At 66.0% G+C, this 15,643-nt stretch carries 15 protein-coding genes and 2 pseudogenes; 8 read left to right on the forward strand and 9 right to left on the reverse strand.

Features of this window, described 5'->3' with window-relative positions; genetic code table 11:
* Nucleotides 1–227: 227 nt before the first annotated feature.
* The 5 genes and pseudogenes from QM806_RS40285 to QM806_RS40300 all read right to left on the reverse strand — a co-directional run bounded on the left by QM806_RS40285 (nucleotide 228) and on the right by QM806_RS40300 (nucleotide 4,441).
* On the reverse strand, nucleotides 228–1,088 hold the full coding sequence (locus QM806_RS40285; RefSeq protein WP_283294995.1) for an IS5 family transposase: 861 nt from the start codon (nucleotides 1,086–1,088) through the stop codon (nucleotides 228–230).
* 97 nt (nucleotides 1,089–1,185) lie between these two features.
* Nucleotides 1,186–1,335 (reverse strand): annotated as a pseudogene (locus QM806_RS42010) (protein kinase domain-containing protein); the annotation flags it as partial.
* 261 nt (nucleotides 1,336–1,596) lie between these two features.
* A complete protein-coding gene (gene dmpG, locus QM806_RS40290) occupies nucleotides 1,597–2,625 on the reverse strand; it encodes a 4-hydroxy-2-oxovalerate aldolase (RefSeq protein WP_283294996.1) in 1,029 nt (342 codons plus the stop codon).
* Entirely contained in the window at nucleotides 2,622–3,605 is a 984-nt protein-coding gene (locus QM806_RS40295) for an acetaldehyde dehydrogenase (acetylating) (RefSeq protein WP_005260579.1), read from the reverse strand. Before QM806_RS40295 ends, dmpG begins: the two co-directional genes overlap by 4 nt.
* Before the next feature lie 5 nt (nucleotides 3,606–3,610).
* Nucleotides 3,611–4,441, reverse strand: a complete 831-nt coding sequence (locus tag QM806_RS40300; protein ID WP_283294997.1) for a 2-keto-4-pentenoate hydratase — start codon at nucleotides 4,439–4,441, stop codon at nucleotides 3,611–3,613.
* A 149-nt stretch (nucleotides 4,442–4,590) separates the two neighbouring features.
* Here QM806_RS40300 and QM806_RS40305 point away from each other — a divergent pair, with 149 nt between their 5' ends.
* Nucleotides 4,591–5,358, forward strand: a complete 768-nt coding sequence (locus QM806_RS40305; RefSeq protein ID WP_005562184.1) for an IclR family transcriptional regulator — start codon at nucleotides 4,591–4,593, stop codon at nucleotides 5,356–5,358.
* Nucleotides 5,359–5,417: 59 nt separating this feature from the next.
* Nucleotides 5,418–6,161, forward strand: coding sequence for an IclR family transcriptional regulator (locus tag QM806_RS40310; RefSeq protein WP_005260582.1), 744 nt, complete (start codon nucleotides 5,418–5,420; stop codon nucleotides 6,159–6,161).
* Here the strand turns inward: QM806_RS40310 and QM806_RS40315 are convergent.
* From QM806_RS40315 to QM806_RS40325, 3 genes and pseudogenes are all read right to left on the reverse strand, one after another.
* A pseudogene (locus QM806_RS40315) lies at nucleotides 6,124–7,368 on the reverse strand (multidrug effflux MFS transporter). The gene QM806_RS40310 and the pseudogene QM806_RS40315 sit on opposite strands and share 38 nt — an antisense overlap.
* Nucleotides 7,365–8,216 (reverse strand): alpha/beta fold hydrolase, encoded by an 852-nt coding sequence (locus tag QM806_RS40320; RefSeq protein ID WP_169694829.1) that lies wholly within the window; start codon nucleotides 8,214–8,216, stop codon nucleotides 7,365–7,367. The pseudogene QM806_RS40315 and the gene QM806_RS40320 overlap by 4 nt, the downstream one beginning before the upstream one ends.
* A 119-nt stretch (nucleotides 8,217–8,335) precedes the next feature.
* A complete protein-coding gene (locus QM806_RS40325; protein WP_245371824.1) occupies nucleotides 8,336–8,488 on the reverse strand; it encodes a hypothetical protein in 153 nt (50 codons plus the stop codon).
* 3 nt (nucleotides 8,489–8,491) lie between these two features.
* Between QM806_RS40325 and QM806_RS40330 the strand changes: the two genes are divergently transcribed.
* From QM806_RS40330 to QM806_RS40355, 6 genes are all read left to right on the forward strand, one after another.
* Nucleotides 8,492–8,803: a hypothetical protein gene (locus QM806_RS40330; protein WP_245371825.1), complete on the forward strand. Its 312-nt coding sequence runs from the start codon at nucleotides 8,492–8,494 to the stop codon at nucleotides 8,801–8,803.
* Between the two features lie 17 nt (nucleotides 8,804–8,820).
* Nucleotides 8,821–9,219, forward strand: a complete 399-nt coding sequence (locus tag QM806_RS40335; RefSeq protein ID WP_005562193.1) for a hotdog family protein — start codon at nucleotides 8,821–8,823, stop codon at nucleotides 9,217–9,219.
* A 95-nt stretch (nucleotides 9,220–9,314) separates the two neighbouring features.
* Nucleotides 9,315–10,631: a Rieske 2Fe-2S domain-containing protein gene (locus tag QM806_RS40340; protein ID WP_120660875.1), complete on the forward strand. Its 1,317-nt coding sequence runs from the start codon at nucleotides 9,315–9,317 to the stop codon at nucleotides 10,629–10,631.
* A 125-nt stretch (nucleotides 10,632–10,756) separates the two neighbouring features.
* On the forward strand, nucleotides 10,757–12,100 hold the full coding sequence (locus tag QM806_RS40345; RefSeq protein ID WP_120660874.1) for a M20 family metallopeptidase: 1,344 nt from the start codon (nucleotides 10,757–10,759) through the stop codon (nucleotides 12,098–12,100).
* On the forward strand, nucleotides 12,100–13,053 hold the full coding sequence (locus QM806_RS40350) for a DODA-type extradiol aromatic ring-opening family dioxygenase (protein WP_054246825.1): 954 nt from the start codon (nucleotides 12,100–12,102) through the stop codon (nucleotides 13,051–13,053). The genes QM806_RS40345 and QM806_RS40350 overlap by 1 nt, the downstream gene beginning before the upstream one ends.
* A 36-nt stretch (nucleotides 13,054–13,089) precedes the next feature.
* On the forward strand, nucleotides 13,090–13,962 hold the full coding sequence (locus QM806_RS40355) for an alpha/beta fold hydrolase (protein ID WP_005260591.1): 873 nt from the start codon (nucleotides 13,090–13,092) through the stop codon (nucleotides 13,960–13,962).
* A 376-nt stretch (nucleotides 13,963–14,338) separates the two neighbouring features.
* Here the strand turns inward: QM806_RS40355 and QM806_RS40360 are convergent, their stop codons facing one another.
* Nucleotides 14,339–15,568, reverse strand: coding sequence for a M20 family metallopeptidase (locus QM806_RS40360; protein WP_283294998.1), 1,230 nt, complete (start codon nucleotides 15,566–15,568; stop codon nucleotides 14,339–14,341).
* Between the last annotated feature and the right edge of the window lie 75 nt (nucleotides 15,569–15,643).

Below are 15,643 nucleotides of genomic sequence, written 5' to 3' on the forward strand. Positions count from 1 at the left end.
TCCCACAACGCATCCGGAACCAACCGCAGTGACAACTCATCTACCACGCGTCACACTATGTCCCACACATCACTTCATCCACATGAGACACGCTCTTAGGCGTCGTCGCCCAGATACAGGCGGTCGTAATACTTCGTCAGTGCCCCGATCGCCGCGACGTCTGAGAGAGTGTTTGAGAACCCGCGATGGGCGGGCGTGCGCCTCGCTGAGAATGTGATTGAGAACGGTCAGGTTCGGGCGAGTCGCCTGGTCATAGTCGCGATGGTGGCGACGAGAACCATCGCTTCGTGGTGTTCAGGCTTGGCTTCGTAGTCGCGGACACAGCGGCGATATTTAAGGAGCCAACCGAAGGTCCGTTCTACCACCCAAACTCGGGGCCGGACGTGGAATCCGGTATTACTGGGCTTGCGTTTGATGATGTCGACCCGTAGAGCCAGAACACTTTTCGCCCAGCCGAGCAGGCGTCCCGGGTAGCCGCCGTCGGCCCACACCAGCCGGATCGTGGAGAACGTGCCGCGCAGTATGGCGAGCAGCCGGTGCCCGGCGTCACGGTCCTGAATCGAGGCCGCGGTCACCACGACTCCCAACAACAGCCCGGTCACGTCCACCGCGATGTGGCGTTTCACACCGGTCGTTCGTTTCGCGCCGTCCCATTCGGTACCGGATCGGGGCACCGTGTCGGCGACCGGGACAGTCTGCGAATCGATGATCGCCGCGGTCGGACAGCGATCCCTTTCGGCTCGCACCCGCAACCGGTCGCGCAGGGTGTCGAGGATGCGATGCCAGACCCCGCCACGGATCCAACGCAAGAAGGTCGCGTACACCGTCCCGACCGGCGGAAACTCCACCGGCAGTTGCCGCCACGCGATCCCACCGCGGACCAGGTACAGGATGGCGTCCAATATGATTCGGCGGCAATGCTTCTCAGGTCTGCCGCCGCGACCCGCGGTGTTGCCCGGCGCCGGCAGCAACGGTTGCAGGATCACCCACTGTGCATCGGTGACCGACGACGGGTACATCGCGCAACGGTGCCCGCCCGCCGCGTGGGGCGGACACGACGGGCACGGTGAGATGGCCGATGATGGCATGGAAGTGGGCTCCTCGATTCGGCTGCGGGCGTCGACCCCACCAACTCAACCAGGAGCCCACTTCCACGCACCGACCACCGCAGACACACGCCGTCGACGAGTTCTCAATCACGCTCTGAGTGCAGCGGTAAACCACACCGAAACCGCCACGGCCGATCTCCTGAACATCAGCGAAGCCAACTCCACCGAGTTCGGCGGCCGGGGACGGCGGGTACCGCTGAGTGACGAGCGGATCACCTTCACCCATCGGACGGTCTACTCACTCCGTCGGCTCATCGATCCCGCGCACTGGTCCCGACGGCACGAGCAGCGCGGATACCACCGTGGACACACCTCTCGATGGCGTGCTCACAAGGATCACGCGGGTATCGCGCCTCGACGGAACGCTGAGTACCAAGATCCAGGCTGCTCGTGTCCAGCGGCTTGCACGGACTGTCTGGCCGATGCCGGGCAAACTGGGACCGTCTCGAAGCGGCGGAGGGCCGATTTATCTCCGCCGCAACCGGACTCAGCTCCTCGCGGCCTCGGGGTTCGTGGCGATCAGGTCGAGGGCGATGTCGACGATGAGGTCTTCCTGTCCGCCGACGAGGCCGCGGCGGCCGACCTCGAGGAGGATGGTGCGCACGTCGATGCCGTACCGCTGGGATGCGGCTTCGGCGTGCCGGAGGAAGGACGAGTACACGCCGGCGTAGCCGAGGGTGAGGGTTTCCCGGTCGACGCGGACGGGCCGGTCCTGCAGCGGCCGGACGAGGTCGTCGGCGGCGTCCTGGAGGGCGAACAGGTCACTGTTGTGCTTCCAGCCCTGCAGGTCCGCGACCGCGATGAACGGTTCGATCGGGCAGTTGCCGGCGCCGGCGCCGTGCCCGGCCAGCGAGGCGTCGACCCGGGTGACGCCCTCTTCGACGGCGACGACGGAATTGGCGACCGACAGCGACAGGTTCTCGTGGGCGTGGATGCCGATCTCGGTGGCCTCGTCGAGCACGTCCCGGTAGGCGCGGACCCGGTCGCGGACGCCGTCCATGGTCAACCGGCCACCGGAGTCGGTGACGTAGACGCAGTGCGCGCCGTAGGACTCCATGAGCTTGGCCTGGGCGGCGAGCTCGGGTGCGGTGGTCATGTGGCTCATCATCAGGAAACCGGAGACGTCCATGCCGAGCTCGCGGGCTTTGCCGATGTGCTGGGCGGCGACGTCGGCTTCGGTGCAGTGGGTGGCCACCCGCACCGACCGCACGCCCAGTTGGTAGGCGTGTTCGAGTTCGGCGATGGTGCCGATGCCGGGCAGCAGCAGGGTGGTCAGCCGGGCGTGGGTGAGGTTGGCGGCGGCGGCTTCGATCCATTCCCAGTCGGTGTTGCTGCCGGGGCCGTAGTTCAGCGATCCGCCGGCGAGTCCGTCGCCGTGGGCGACTTCGATGCCGTCGACACCGGCGGCGTCGAGCGCGGCCACGATCGTGCCGACGTCGTCGGGGGTGATGCGGTGGCGGACGGCGTGCATGCCGTCGCGGAGGGTGACGTCTTGGATGAACAGCCTGGTGGTCATCGGGTGGCTCCCTGTGTTGCCGTCGGGGCGGCGATCGTGTCGGCGACGGACTCGGCGTAGCGCACTGCGGCCGAGGTCATGATGTCGAGGTTTCCGGCGTAGGCGGGCAGGTAGTGGGCGGCGCCTTCGACTTCGAGGAACACCGTCACCTGGTGGGTGGGGGCCGCCGTGTCCCCGGAGGCGAGCAGGGTGTGGACGGGTTGGCCGTCCGGGACGGGGGTGATCTGGACCTGTTGCTTGAGTCGGTAGCCGGGCACGTAGGTCGCGACGTGGTCGACCATTGTCTGGATCGAGTCGCGGACCGCGTCGTGGGTGGCCGGGTCGGGGGCGGAGATCAGGCACAGGACGGTATCGCGCATGATCAGCGGCGGGTCGGCCGGGTTGAGGATGATGATGGCCTTGCCGCGGCGGGCGCCGCCGACGGTTTCGATGGCGTGGGAGGTGGTTTCGGTGAACTCGTCGATGTTCGCGCGGGTGCCCGGACCCGCGGACTTCGACGCGATGGAGGCGACGATTTCAGCGTAGGCGACCGGTGTCACGCGGGAGACGGCGGCGACGATCGGGATGGTGGCCTGACCGCCGCAGGTGACCATGTTGACGTTGGTGGCGTCCCGGTGTTCGTCGAGGTTGACCGCCGGCACCACGAAAGGCCCGAGGGCGGCCGGGGTGAGGTCGATCAGCCGTTTGCCGAGCGGTTCGAGCAGGGCGGCGTTGGCGGCGTGTGCCTTGGCGGAGGTGGCGTCGAAGATCACGTCGATCTCGTCGAAGTTCGGCAGCTGAAGGAGGCCTTGGACGCCGTCGGCGGTGGTGGGGACGCCGAGTCGGCGGGCGCGGGCGAGCCCGTCGGAGTCGGGGTCGATGCCGACCATCGCGCCCATCTGCAGGACGTCGGAGTGGCGGATCACCTTGATCATGAGGTCGGTGCCGATGTTGCCGGATCCGATCACCGCGACGGTGACCTTACGGGTGCTTTCGCTCATGGTGTTCACTCCTGGGTGAAGGTTGCGGTGACCGATCCGAGACCGGTGATGTCGGCGCGGACGGTGCCGGCGGTGTCGATGACGGCCATCGGTCCGAGGGCCCCGGACAAGATCACCTGGCCGGCCAGCAGTGGTTGGCCGAACTCGCGTGCGGTGCGCGCGAGCCAGGCCAGCGCCCGCAACGGGTCACCGAGACAGGCGGCCCCGGTTCCGGTCGACACCGCGGTGTCGCCGACGGACATCTGCATCTGCGCGGCGACCGGGTCGAAGGAGTCGAGGGTGCGCCGGTCGGCACCGAGGACGAACAGCCCGCTCGACCCGTTGTCGGCGACGGTGTCGCCGAAGGTGATGTCCCACACGGCGATTCGGCTGTCGACGATCTCGAGGGCGGCCACCGCGTAGTCGACGGCGGCGCGGATCTGGGCGTCGTCGAGCGGCCCGTCCACCAGATCGTGGTCGAGGACGAACGCGATCTCCGCCTCCACCTTCGGCTGCAGCAGACGCGACAGCGGGATCGGGCCGGCCTCCTGGCAGTGCATGTCGTCGAACAGCACCCCGAAGTCCGGTTGGTCGACGCCGAGCTGCTGCTGGACCGCCGGGGAGGTCAGGCCGATCTTGCGGCCGACGACGCTCGCTCCGGCGGCGATTCGGTCGGCGACGATCCGTTCCTGGACGGCGTACGCGGCCGCGGCGTCGTCGGTACCGATCAGGTCGCGGACCGGGGTGCACGGCGTGGAAGTTGCGGCGGCGGTGCTCAACCGCTCGGCGGCGGCGGCGATAGCGTCGGCGGTGGCTCGCGCCGTGGGGGGCAGGCTGGTGCCCGGGGGTGTGCTCATCTGACGTCCCGATGTGATCGTGGGGAATGGACTGTGGTTCCACTGTCGCCGCGGGGTGATGGTCCGCCAAGCATTGTGTTCCACTGAGCCGAACACACGCCGTATCGTGGACGAAAGCCGCCGGTGGTAGCGGAAGGGAGGAACCGCCAGTGTCCGATCAGGAGTTCGACCGCACGACGGTGCTGGGCAAGGTGATGATGGTGCTGCATGCGTTCACCATCGACGACTCGACCCTGTCGCTGGCCGAACTGGTCCGGCGGACGTCCATCCCGAAAGGCACGCTGCACCGGGTGCTCTCCGACATGGTGGCGGTGCGGATGCTGGACCGCACCGATGCCGGTTACCGGCTCGGCGGCTCGTTATTCGAGCTGGGCATGCGGGCGTCGGTCGAGCGCAGCCTGCTCGAGGTGGCGATCCCGTTCATGGAGGACCTCTATGTCCGCACCCACGAGACGGTGCACCTGGGGGTCCTCGACGGGACGGAGGTTGTGTACCTGTCGAAGATCGGCGGTCATCGGCAGGCGAGCGCACCATCGAGGATCGGGGGCCGGATGCCGGTGCACTGCACCGCAATCGGCAAGGTGCTGCTCGCCCACGCCGACAGCGCCCTCCGAGAACAGGTGCTCTCCGCTCCGCTGGCCCGCTACACCCCGCGGACCATCATCCTGCCCGGCCCGCTGCGCACCCAGCTCGACCGCGTCGCCGCCGAGGGCATGGCCTACGAATACGAGGAATCCGCCACCGGAATCGTGTGCGTGGCAGCACCGGTCCGCGAGAGCGAGAACGTGGTCGCCGCGATCAGCGTGACCGGCCCGTCCCATCGCTTTCGGCCCGACAACCACACCAGTCCGGTCCGCGCCGCCGCGGAAGAAATCGGAGCCACACTAGCGCGGCGATCTCATCTGCTACGGAATTGAAGACCGGGGTATGCTCGACGGGCTGGTCCGCTGAGTGGACCGCCTGTCGGAGGATCCATATGAACGCGTCGTTGCTGGGAAAAGTGCGACTGCTACTCGACAGCTTCGATGCAGATTCCGGAGCGCTGTCGTTGACCGAGCTCTCACGTCGGAGCGGGGTAGCGAAGGCGACGGTGTACCGCCTTGCCGGGGAGATGGTCCAGATCGGGTTCTTGGAGCGGGTTGGAACCGACTACCGGTTGGGACTGCGCCTCTTCGAACTGGGCCAGCTGGTCCCGACACAACGCATCATCCGGGATGCCGCGGTTCCGTTCATGCAGGACCTGCACTCTCTCACCCTCGAGACGGTGCACTTGGCGATTCGGGACGGCCTCGACGTCATGTTCGTGGAAAAGATCTCCGGTCACCGCAGCGCCCGGCTCCCCTCGCGGATCGCAGGCCGATTCCCGATCGAGGCCACGGCGACCGGCAAGGCGATCCTCGCGTACTCGCCGTCGAGCATGTTCGACGAGGTCGTCGCTCGTGGGTTCGCTCCCCTGACGACTCGGACCGTTGCCTCGGCTCTCCGTCTTCGTCGGCAACTCGATCGGGTCCGTACAGAGGGTTTCGCGTTGGAGGTCGAGGAGGTCGGACTCGGTATGACCAGTATCGCGGTACCCGTGTTCGCCGGTTCGATGGTGGTCGGTGCGGTAAGCGTGACCACCACGACGTCGCGGATGAATGTCGGCCGGGTGGCGAAGCCGTTGACGGCCGCGGGATCGAACATCAGTCGTGCCCTCCGTGGCGTCGCGCGTTCGGCCTGACACCGAACCCGAGCGAGAGAACGGCAAGGACAGCGCACCCAGTCATCGTGACGGCCACGGCGAGCGAGGTGTTCCCTAGGGCGCCGACGACCGGGGCCACGACGGCGGCCGTACCGAACTGCGCGAACCCGACGATTGCCGCCGCGGTCCCGGCCGCGTCGCCGTGCCGGGTCAATGCCAGAGCCGGCGCATTCGGCATGACGAATCCGGTGGCACACAGTAAGGCCAGCACCGGCACCGCGAAGCCGGCGAATCCCACAGTGCCATGAAGAGCCACGGCGACGAACATGACTCCAACGACGACGCTGACGGCGAGCGCGACGATACAGATCCGGACGGGAGACCAGCGGTCCAGCAGCCGCACGTTGAGTTGGGCCGCCCCGATCAGGACGACGCCGCCGGCCGCGAACGCCATTCCGTACACGGTCGGATCCAGTTCGAACTCCCTCTGCATGACGAACGAGGATCCGGCGATATACGCCCACAGGACCGCACGGCCCAGTCCACACACGAGGACGAGCGTCATGAAGCCGCCGTCGCGAACGAGCCGGGTGTAGGTCCGGAGTGCAGGGGCAAGTCCGCGTCGGCTCCGGCGCGAGGGCGGAAGCGTTTCGGGCAATGCGACGGCACCGATCAGCATCAACAGAGCCGCGAGCACCGCCAGCACGAGGAACACACCGTGCCACGACATGGTGGTCATGAGGATTCCGCCGATGCTCGGCGCCAGGATCGGGGCCACACCCATGACCAGCATCAGATGGGAGAACATGACAGCGGCGGCGCGGCCCGAGAAGAGGTCCCGGACAACGGCGGTCGCGATGACCGCAGTCGCCGCGGCGCCCACCCCCTGAACAGTCCGGAACACACCGAGCACCGTGATGGTCGGCGCGAAATAGCACGCCACCTACGCGACGACATGGACTGCCGTGCCCAGCAGGAGTGGGCGACGCCGACCGTAGCGGTCAGAGACCGGGCCGATCACCAGCTGTCCGAGAGCGAGACCGATCAGCGTCCCGGTCAGTGTCAGTTGCACCGTCGACTCCGAGGTCTCGAAGTCGACGGCGATGGCTGGTAGTGCCGGTAGATACATGTCCACGGTGAACGGGCCCAGTGCGGTGAGCACACCGAGGACGAGGACGAGCTGGATGCGTTTCGTCCCGACGGGTGGTGCGGGGATCAGCTCCGAGCAAGTGCTGCTCGTGGTCACGGGTGTCGCTGTTCGAGGAATCCCGTAACGAGCGAGTAGTAGTCGTGCGGACGTTCCTCCTGCAGGTGGTGGGACGCGCGGTCCATTATGTAGAGGTGGCCGTGCTTGATCATTCGGGCCAGCATCAGCGGATAGTCCGGCGTGAGGAAGGCGTCGTGCATTCCCCACGCGAACAGAACCGGCGCTTCGATCATCCCGAGTTCGGTCGTCAGATCCTGCCAGTCCCCACGCGGATTGTCCGACGCCGCGGCCAGCGCCATCTCGTCGGGATCGAGACTTTGCCGGTACCGCATCTCGAGCGTGTCGTCCGGCAGCTGGTCTCCGTCGAACCATTCGAGGCGAGTGATGAGTTGCCGCATCTTCTCGCGGGTGGGACCGTCGCCGCCGTAGTACACGTCCCGGGCTTTGCGGCCGCGCCGGCCGTCCTCCGGCAACGGGGCGAGCGGTCCGTAGAAGACCGGCATACTTCCGGTGATCACCAGAGCCCGCACCCGCTCCGGGTACTTCGCCGCGAGATTCAGGGCGATCGTCCCGCCCCATGAATTGCAGACGAAGTCAGCTCGGGCGATGCCGAGCTCGTCGAGAAGGGCGACGATCTTGGCGGCGTGAAAATCCCACATCGGTCCGCTGATGGTGCACTTGTCGGACTTGCCGTATTGGAGGATGTCGACGAGCACGGCTCGACGATCGTCGGCGAAGAGTGGTGCGACGGGGCCGAAATCTGACCACGCCGTGCAGCCGGGGCCGCCGCCGTGCAGGAAGATCGTCGGAGACCCCTCGCCCATGTCGTGGTAATGGAATTTCACGCCCGCGGCCGTGGCGTACAGACTGTTCGGTGGATGTGCCATGACCACACCTGACCCGATCTGCGGCGGTGGCGGAAGCATCTCGGTCCGCTGGACGGTCCGGGACCGTGGTGATGCCGCCACACCGGATCTAGCTTTCGCCCATGCGAACTGGTTTAGATTCAGTCTTCGAACGCGCGTGCCGGATGATCGGTACCACCACACACCGCCGCCTCGGGGAAGTGCGTGCAGCAGAGTCCGTGGCGTTCGCGCGGGCGTCGGCGGAGCGCGATCGTCGATTCCTCGACCCCGGCCGGGAAGACTTCCGGGTCCACCCGATGTACCTGCCCAGCCTGCTGCGAGGACCGGATGGCGCCGACACCGCTGAGTATCGCCCCGACGGCATGTTCGCCGATGAAGTGCCCGGCACGGCCGGGCTGGACGTGCGCCTGTTGGCGGGAGGGCAGACCATCGAGTTTTGTTCGACTCCCCCGCTCGGCGTGCCCCTCGAGGTCACACGCACCGTGAACGGTGTCGACTGGAAGGGCAGTGATGGCGGTGAGTTCCTTCTGATCACTGTGTCCAAGACCTACCGCGTCACGGGATCGGTCACGCTGGCAATTGTCACGGAACGGTTCATCGTCCGATGACGCCCAGTGGCGGATGGATGGTCGGCGATGCTATCGAACAGGTTGCGCTGCAGTGCGATCCGGTCCGGATTCTACGTTTCGGTGCAACCACCCACAATGCACACCGCATTCACTACGACACCGACTACGCCCGTGCCGAGGGCCTTCCCGACCCGGTGGTGATGGCTCAGCTGCAGGGGACGCTGTTCTTCCGGGCCGCCGCCCGCCTGGCCGGCGAGCTCGGTGCGGTGACGTCCGTGACGTGGCGCAACCGAGCGCCCGCCCCCGTGGGGTGTGTCCTGACGGTCAGCGGAACCGTCACCCGGATCGAGGGTGACCGGATCGAGGTCACCCTCGTCGAACACGCCGACGACGGGGCATTGTGCGCGGAGGGCAGCGCGGTGATCACCACGACACCTCGATCGTCACGGCGGTGAACCCGGTCTGCTGAGCGAACCGGATTTGTTGAGGTGCACGGCGATCGATCGGAAGATCTCCTGCATCACTTGATCTCATCTCGAGAGGACTTCACATGACTGGTGTCGAGGCGCCGGAGAACTCGCAGGTTCTCCCGGAGAGGCCGCGCGCGGCCGGTCGGCAGGACTGGACCGCCTGGCCTCGATACAACGAGGCAGGCAGCGGTTACCGCGGTTACTGGTACCCGGTGACGTGGGCGAACCATGTAACAGGTGAGCCGACGAGCCACACCATCTGCGGCGAGAAGCTCGCGCTCATTCGCGACGCAGGCAAGGTCTACGCACTGCATGACCGCTGCCCCCATCGTGGCGTCCCGCTATCGGAGGGCGATCAACAGTTCCCGGGGACCGTCAGCTGCCCCTATCACGGGTGGACGTTCCGGCTCACCGACGGCAAACTGGCCGCCGTCATCACCGACGGGCCGGATTCGAAGATCTGCGGCAAACTGTCCGTGCAGACCTACTCGGTGGAAGAACGCCTGGGCCTGGTCTGGGTGTACATCCCGATCGGCAACGAGCCCGTGCCGTCGATCGACGAGCAGTTGCCCCGTGAGCTCGTCGAGAACGAAGGCGTCGTCGGGGGCCGGATCCAACCGCGGGGCGGCAATTGGCGCTTCGCCTGCGAGAACGGATTCGACGAAGGACATGCGAAGTACCTGCACCGCACCGCGTTGTGGCGGTTGTTCAAGCCGATGCCGACGTGGAACATCACCAGCATCGTCCCCGAAGGCCGGTGGATCTACCGGGTCCAAGACGAGGTCTACTGGGAGGCCGAATTTCCTGGCGTCGGGAAGTGGACGAACAAGCGCTGGTGGAAGAAGAAGCCCGACGAGAGCCAGATCTCGCAGATCGGCAACGTCGGCGCCGGCGTGAAGGTGAATCCGGTGATCGCAGCCCAGAACTTCCCGGGCTTTGCCTCGTTGTCGATGCCGGGTGTGCTGCGGATCGCCTATCCCAACTTCATTCACTACGAGTTCTATGTTCCGGTCGACGAGGATCACCACCAGTACGTGGGACTCATGGTCAACTTCGAGACCGGGGTGAAGAGGCTCGGCTTCTACGCCAAATACCTCGGTGCCGTGCGGTGGCTGTTCCACGGCCAGTTCTCGGGCCAGGACGAGTGGATGGTCCGCGTCACCGACGCTCCGCCGGAGAAGCTGTACCGACCCGACGTCTCGCTCACCACGTGGCGAAATCTCGCCGAACAGGAATATGGGGAGAAGATCGCGGCTGCAGTCACTTTCGCGCCGGCAGCACCCGATAGACCGGTTCGTGAGCGCCGTGCCTCCGCGGCGCGGAAGACTGCGCAGCCGGCGACATCCACCGAGTCGGCCAATGGGGCGAGCGCACCCACTGCGGCCGACGCCGACTAGAGGAGAATTTCGATGTTCAAGACTCTGACCGGCGTGACGTTCGGCGTCCTGCTCGCCACCGGCGTGCCGAGGGCATGGCGTTTCGTCGCCGCACGCAGCAACACCCAGGTTCACCGGATCAACTCGTGACGGCCGCAACCGCAACCCCGCTCGCGGGCCTCGACGAGCAGCGCCGCACCTGGACCGAACAGGCGTGGGCGACGGTCGATCGGGAGCGATTACGGGAGCTGATCATCGGTCTGGTGGACATCGCCAGCCCGACCGGCGACGAAACGCCACTCGCACAACACATCACAGAGACGTTCACGGCCAGCGGCATCGAAGCGCACACGATGGATCTCGACGACCGCCAAGCCAACTCGTGGGCACGGCTGCGCGGTGACGGGTCGGGGCCGGACCTCATGCTGTACGCCCCGATCGACACGGTCACCAGCGGCAACAGCGAGGAAGACGTGCCCTGGGCGGCGGAGACGCTCCGTCCCGACATGACGGCGCGAGCCGACAGCGAGGGCGACTACGTCATCGGCCTCGGCGCTTCGAATCCGAAGGGGCATGCCGCCTGCGTCATGGCGGCGATCGAAGCAGTGCACGCTGCGGGCATACCACTCACCGGCGACCTTATCGCGGGTTTCGGAGCCGGCGGAATGCCGACGAACCCTCGTCCGGGCGTAGGAAATCCGCGCCGGAACACCGGCCAGGGCGTGGGCTGTTCGTTCCTGCTCGAACAGGGAGTCTGGGCAGATTTCGCGCTCATCGCCAAGCCCGGGTGGACGGTCTCATGGGAGGAGGTGGGCCTGGCCTGGTTCGAGGTCACCGTGCACGGCACCCACACTTACGTCGGATCCCGGCATCGGCTGCCGTACCGCAACCCCGTCGCACTGGCGGGCGAGGTGGCAGTACGCCTGGAGCGATGGTTCCCGCAGTACTCGCAGGCGCACCGGAGCGGGCTGGTGCTTCCCCAGGGCATGGTCGCGAACATCCGGGGCGGGTGCGAGCGGACCGCCTCGTTCACCCCGGCTCAGGTGCGGATGATGGTGGATCTGCGCCTGAGCCCACGGACCACACCGACCGCCGCCAAACGCGAACTGGTCGACGCTGTGCGGCGGATAGCCACCGAACTGGACGCCCGCATCGACGTGGAGCAGATCCTATCGATCCCGGGCGAGTCGTCCGACGAGCGGATGTGGCTCTGCCGCAGTGCCGTAGCAGCCTGGGAGGCGGCCGAGGGCCAACCGCACCGCGCGGTGCACGACGCCAGTGGCGCAACGGACGCGAACATCCTGCGCAGCCGGGGAATCCCGACCATACGGGTCGGCATGCCCAAGGTGGTGGACGCACCGTTCGAGGTGGACTTCGCCATGGGGATGAACACCGTCGACCTGGCCGAGGCCGAAAAGCTTACCCGATACCTGATCCGTGTTGCCGTCGACACGGCGACCCGCACACTCGAGGAAGTAGGAACAGGCTGATGGCCGAGATCGTCTTGGGGGTGGGTGCGTCGCACAGCACCCTCATGAACACCCATTGGGAGGAAACAACACACAAAGCCGAGGCGGAACGCTTCCGGGAGGCGCTGGTCACTGCGCGGGAGCGGATCGCCGCGGCGCGGCCCGACGTGGTGATCCTGCTTGGGTCGAATCACTTCAGAGGATTCTGGCTCGATCTCGTTCCGCCCTTCACGCTCGGCGTGGGCGAGTGCATCGCGAGCGGCGAGTCGGGTACCCCGAAGGGCCCGCAGCGTGTCGACGCGCACCTGGCCGGCCACCTCGCCGCGCAGGTGGTGGAGAGCGGACGGTTCGATCTCGCATTCTCCGCCCGCCTGCAGATCGACCACGGGCAGTCGCATGCCATCCAGTACCTGCTGGCGGACCTCGACGTGCCCATCGTGCCTCTGGTCGTCAACGTCTTCGCACCACCGCTGCCGACCTTCGGGCGCTGTGAGGCGCTCGCACACGCGCTCCGCGCGGCGCTCGACTCGTATCCGGAGGACAAGCGGGTGGTCGTGATCGCGTCCGGTGGTCTGTCGCACCGGCTGCCATGGCCGGACTGGCGTGATCCGCACGGTGAGGACGACGACTTCATGGTGCAGGCCTGGCTCGACGGTCGCGAGAACTGGTCGGACTACGACGTGCGCCGGCGGGAGATCATCCGCGCAGCCGAGGCGGCCATCTCACCGGAGTTCGACGACCGGATCCTCGATCTTTTCGAGACCGGCAAGGCGGCCGAACTCGCGGAGTTCTCGACCGACGAGGTCGACACCGAGGCAGGTAACGGTGCGCAAGAACTCCGCACCTGGCTCATGATGGCCGCGATGGTGAACTACGTTCCCGCGGAACGCCTTGCCTACGAACCCATGCCGGAATGGCTCACGGGGATGGGCGTCGTCGTCCTCGATCCCACCACTCGGCCGCTCGCGCCGTGACTCGTCAACCCTTCACACCCGACAAAGGACACACACATGACAATCTGGAACGAACTCGCCGGACTCGACTTCGCGGTCAAGACGGTGGACGCCGCCGGAGTTCCCACCCGGTCGCTACAGGCCGGCGCGGGCGAGGAGGCAGTGATCTTCCTCCACGGCACCAGCGGTCACCTGGAAGCCTTCGCGCGTAACATCGCCGCACATGCTCCGTACTACGAGTGCCACGCGATCGACATGCTGGGCCACGGCTACACGGGCAAACCGGATTACCCGTACGAAATTCCGCGCTATGTAGACCATCTCGTGAACTACCTCGACGCGGTCGGGCTGGACAAGGTCCACCTCGTCGGAGAATCGCTGGGCGGCTGGGTTGCCGCGTACCTCGCAAGTGAGCAGCCCGAGCGAGTGCTGTCGCTACAACTGCTCGCCGCCGGAGGCACCGTCGCAAACCCCGACGTGATGCAGCGCATTCGCACTTCGACCACCAAGGCCGTCCAGAGCAACGACATCGAACTCACCCGTGCCCGGCTGCACCTGCTGATGCACGACCCGGTCAACGCCACCGAGGAACTGGTGGAGGCCCGGCACCGGATCTACCACCAGCCCGATTTCGTCGCCAACATTCACAACCTGCTGTCGCTGCAGGACATGGACACGCGTCAGCGAAACCTGCTCCGGCCCGATCGGCTCGCACGCATCCAGGCACCGACACTGGTCGTATGGGGCCACGAGAACCCCTTCGGGGACGTGCCGGAGGCCGAGAAGATGGCCGCGGACATCGCCGGTGCTCAGCTGCAGCTGTATCCGGAATGCGGCCACTGGCCCCAGCACGAACAGGCGGCACTGTACAACCCGCTGAGTCTGGAGTTCCTGGCGAAGGCGTCCGAGCGCGTGAAGAGCGTCGTCTGACCGGAGCCGACAACACGAAACCGTGAAGCCGGCCGCGTCCTCGAGCGCGGCCGGCTTCGTGCATCGAAAGGTCGGCCATGTGTCTGCAATTACTCAGCTTCTCGTTAGTTCAACCGAGGACGGCAATCGGGTGCCCGCAGTGAAATCGGCGCCGGCGCCAGTCCTCCCCCACCCCTCGGACCGGCGTCGATGTACCGAACCCACGACACGAGGCGGTTGAGGCTGCGGGGGCTACCGACCGGATCGTTGCCATCGGAAGTGCATCCCGCATCACGATATGGCACCGAGGTCAACGATCGCCGCATCAACGTACTGGTAGAGCCGAAGAGCCGAGCTGGCGAGCTCGGCTCTTCGGGTTGGCCATTTCCTCCAGGGATCAGTCGACGCGTACCCCTTCGCTGAAACCCGCTTTCACCTGGCCCACGAGTCGGTGGTTCGAGAACAGCTGGCTCGCGGTCATTGCAAGGATGAGTGAGCCGTCCAGCACGGCTGTGTCGCCTTCCGGCGCTCCCGCATACTCCGCGGCTTCGCGGGTGTGCATTCCCAGTCCCGGGACGAACTCGATGTTGGGATGAATCGACGGGATGATCTGACTGACGTTGCCCATATCCGTCGAACCCGGAAAGACCTCGGTACGTGGGGGTTCCGTTCGTCGACCGACGCGCGCGAAATTTCGTTCGACAAGATCGCCGAGTACCGCATTCGGCTGTAGCGCTGCGTACGTAGGCGATTGCTGAATAATGGACACCTGCGCGCCGGTAGCGATGGCTGCACCGCGGGCGCAGTTCTCGACCCTTGGTTGGAGGTCGTCGACCAAGGCTCGGGTATCGGCGGCACGAATGTACGCTCGGAGCACGGACTTTTCCGGGATCACATTCGGCGCTTCTCCACCTTCGAGCACGATTGCGTGAACTCGCACGTCGCTTGGGAGCTGCTGGCGCAGAAGTCCGATCGCGTTCAAGGTGAGGACGGCGGCATCGAGTGCATTGACTCCTTGATGTGGAGTGACCGCTGCGTGTGCCGCCTTTCCGGTGAACTCGAAGTCGAGCGCTACGCGGCCCAGCGTGGTCATACAGGAAAGGTTCTCACCCGACGGATGCATCATGAGCGCAGCATCGATTCCATCCAGGCACCCTGCTTTGATGAGGTACTGCTTACCTCCGCCGCCTTCTTCTCCGGGACTGCCGACGACCAGCAGCCTGCCGACTGCACGCCCGTGATCTCGCATCCACGCCTGCACCGTCAAGGCCGCGCCCAGACCGATCGTCGCAATTACGTTGTGCCCGCATGCGTGACCAATCTCCTCCAGCGCATCGTACTCGAGGAAGAACGCGATCGTGGGACCGTCCGAGGCCGAACCGTATTCAGCGAGAAAGGCGGTCGGCAAACCTCCGACCCCGAGTTGTGTTGCGAAGCCCGCTTCCTCGAGTTTCGAGACGAGGAGGGCACTTGCGGCGGTCTCCTCAAATCGGATCTCTGGATTAGCGTGAATCTCGTGACTGATGTCGAGTAAACCATCGGCGTTCTCTTCGAGAAACTTGCGATGGAAGGCCTCGTCTTCGATGTCGATAGCTTCGTCGATTTCGCTGTTCGCGATTGTGCTCACAGATTTCCTTCCGGGTGTTCCTAGTGGTGTGTCTCGCAAATAAATATGGATTGATTCGATAGAATCCGTGCATGA

The organism is Rhodococcus sp. IEGM 1351 (genome assembly GCF_030056875.1).
In the GTDB taxonomy this organism is placed as follows: domain Bacteria; phylum Actinomycetota; class Actinomycetes; order Mycobacteriales; family Mycobacteriaceae; genus Rhodococcus_F; species Rhodococcus_F opacus.

Bases quoted from the DNA above. Each gene is read 5' to 3' on its own strand.
- QM806_RS40285 (WP_283294995.1), bottom strand. From the start codon at position 1,088: ATGCCATCATCGGCCATCTCACCGTGCCCGTCGTGTCCGCCCCACGCG.
- dmpG (WP_283294996.1), bottom strand. From the start codon at position 2,625: ATGACCACCAGGCTGTTCATCCAAGACGTCACCCTCCGCGACGGCATG.
- QM806_RS40295 (WP_005260579.1), bottom strand. From the start codon at position 3,605: ATGAGCGAAAGCACCCGTAAGGTCACCGTCGCGGTGATCGGATCCGGC.
- QM806_RS40300 (WP_283294997.1), bottom strand. From the start codon at position 4,441: ATGAGCACACCCCCGGGCACCAGCCTGCCCCCCACGGCGCGAGCCACC.
- QM806_RS40310 (WP_005260582.1), top strand. From the start codon at position 5,418: ATGAACGCGTCGTTGCTGGGAAAAGTGCGACTGCTACTCGACAGCTTC.
- QM806_RS40320 (WP_169694829.1), bottom strand. From the start codon at position 8,216: ATGGCACATCCACCGAACAGTCTGTACGCCACGGCCGCGGGCGTGAAA.
- QM806_RS40330 (WP_245371825.1), top strand. From the start codon at position 8,492: ATGTACCTGCCCAGCCTGCTGCGAGGACCGGATGGCGCCGACACCGCT.
- QM806_RS40335 (WP_005562193.1), top strand. From the start codon at position 8,821: ATGGTCGGCGATGCTATCGAACAGGTTGCGCTGCAGTGCGATCCGGTC.
- QM806_RS40340 (WP_120660875.1), top strand. From the start codon at position 9,315: ATGACTGGTGTCGAGGCGCCGGAGAACTCGCAGGTTCTCCCGGAGAGG.
- QM806_RS40350 (WP_054246825.1), top strand. From the start codon at position 12,100: ATGGCCGAGATCGTCTTGGGGGTGGGTGCGTCGCACAGCACCCTCATG.
- QM806_RS40355 (WP_005260591.1), top strand. From the start codon at position 13,090: ATGACAATCTGGAACGAACTCGCCGGACTCGACTTCGCGGTCAAGACG.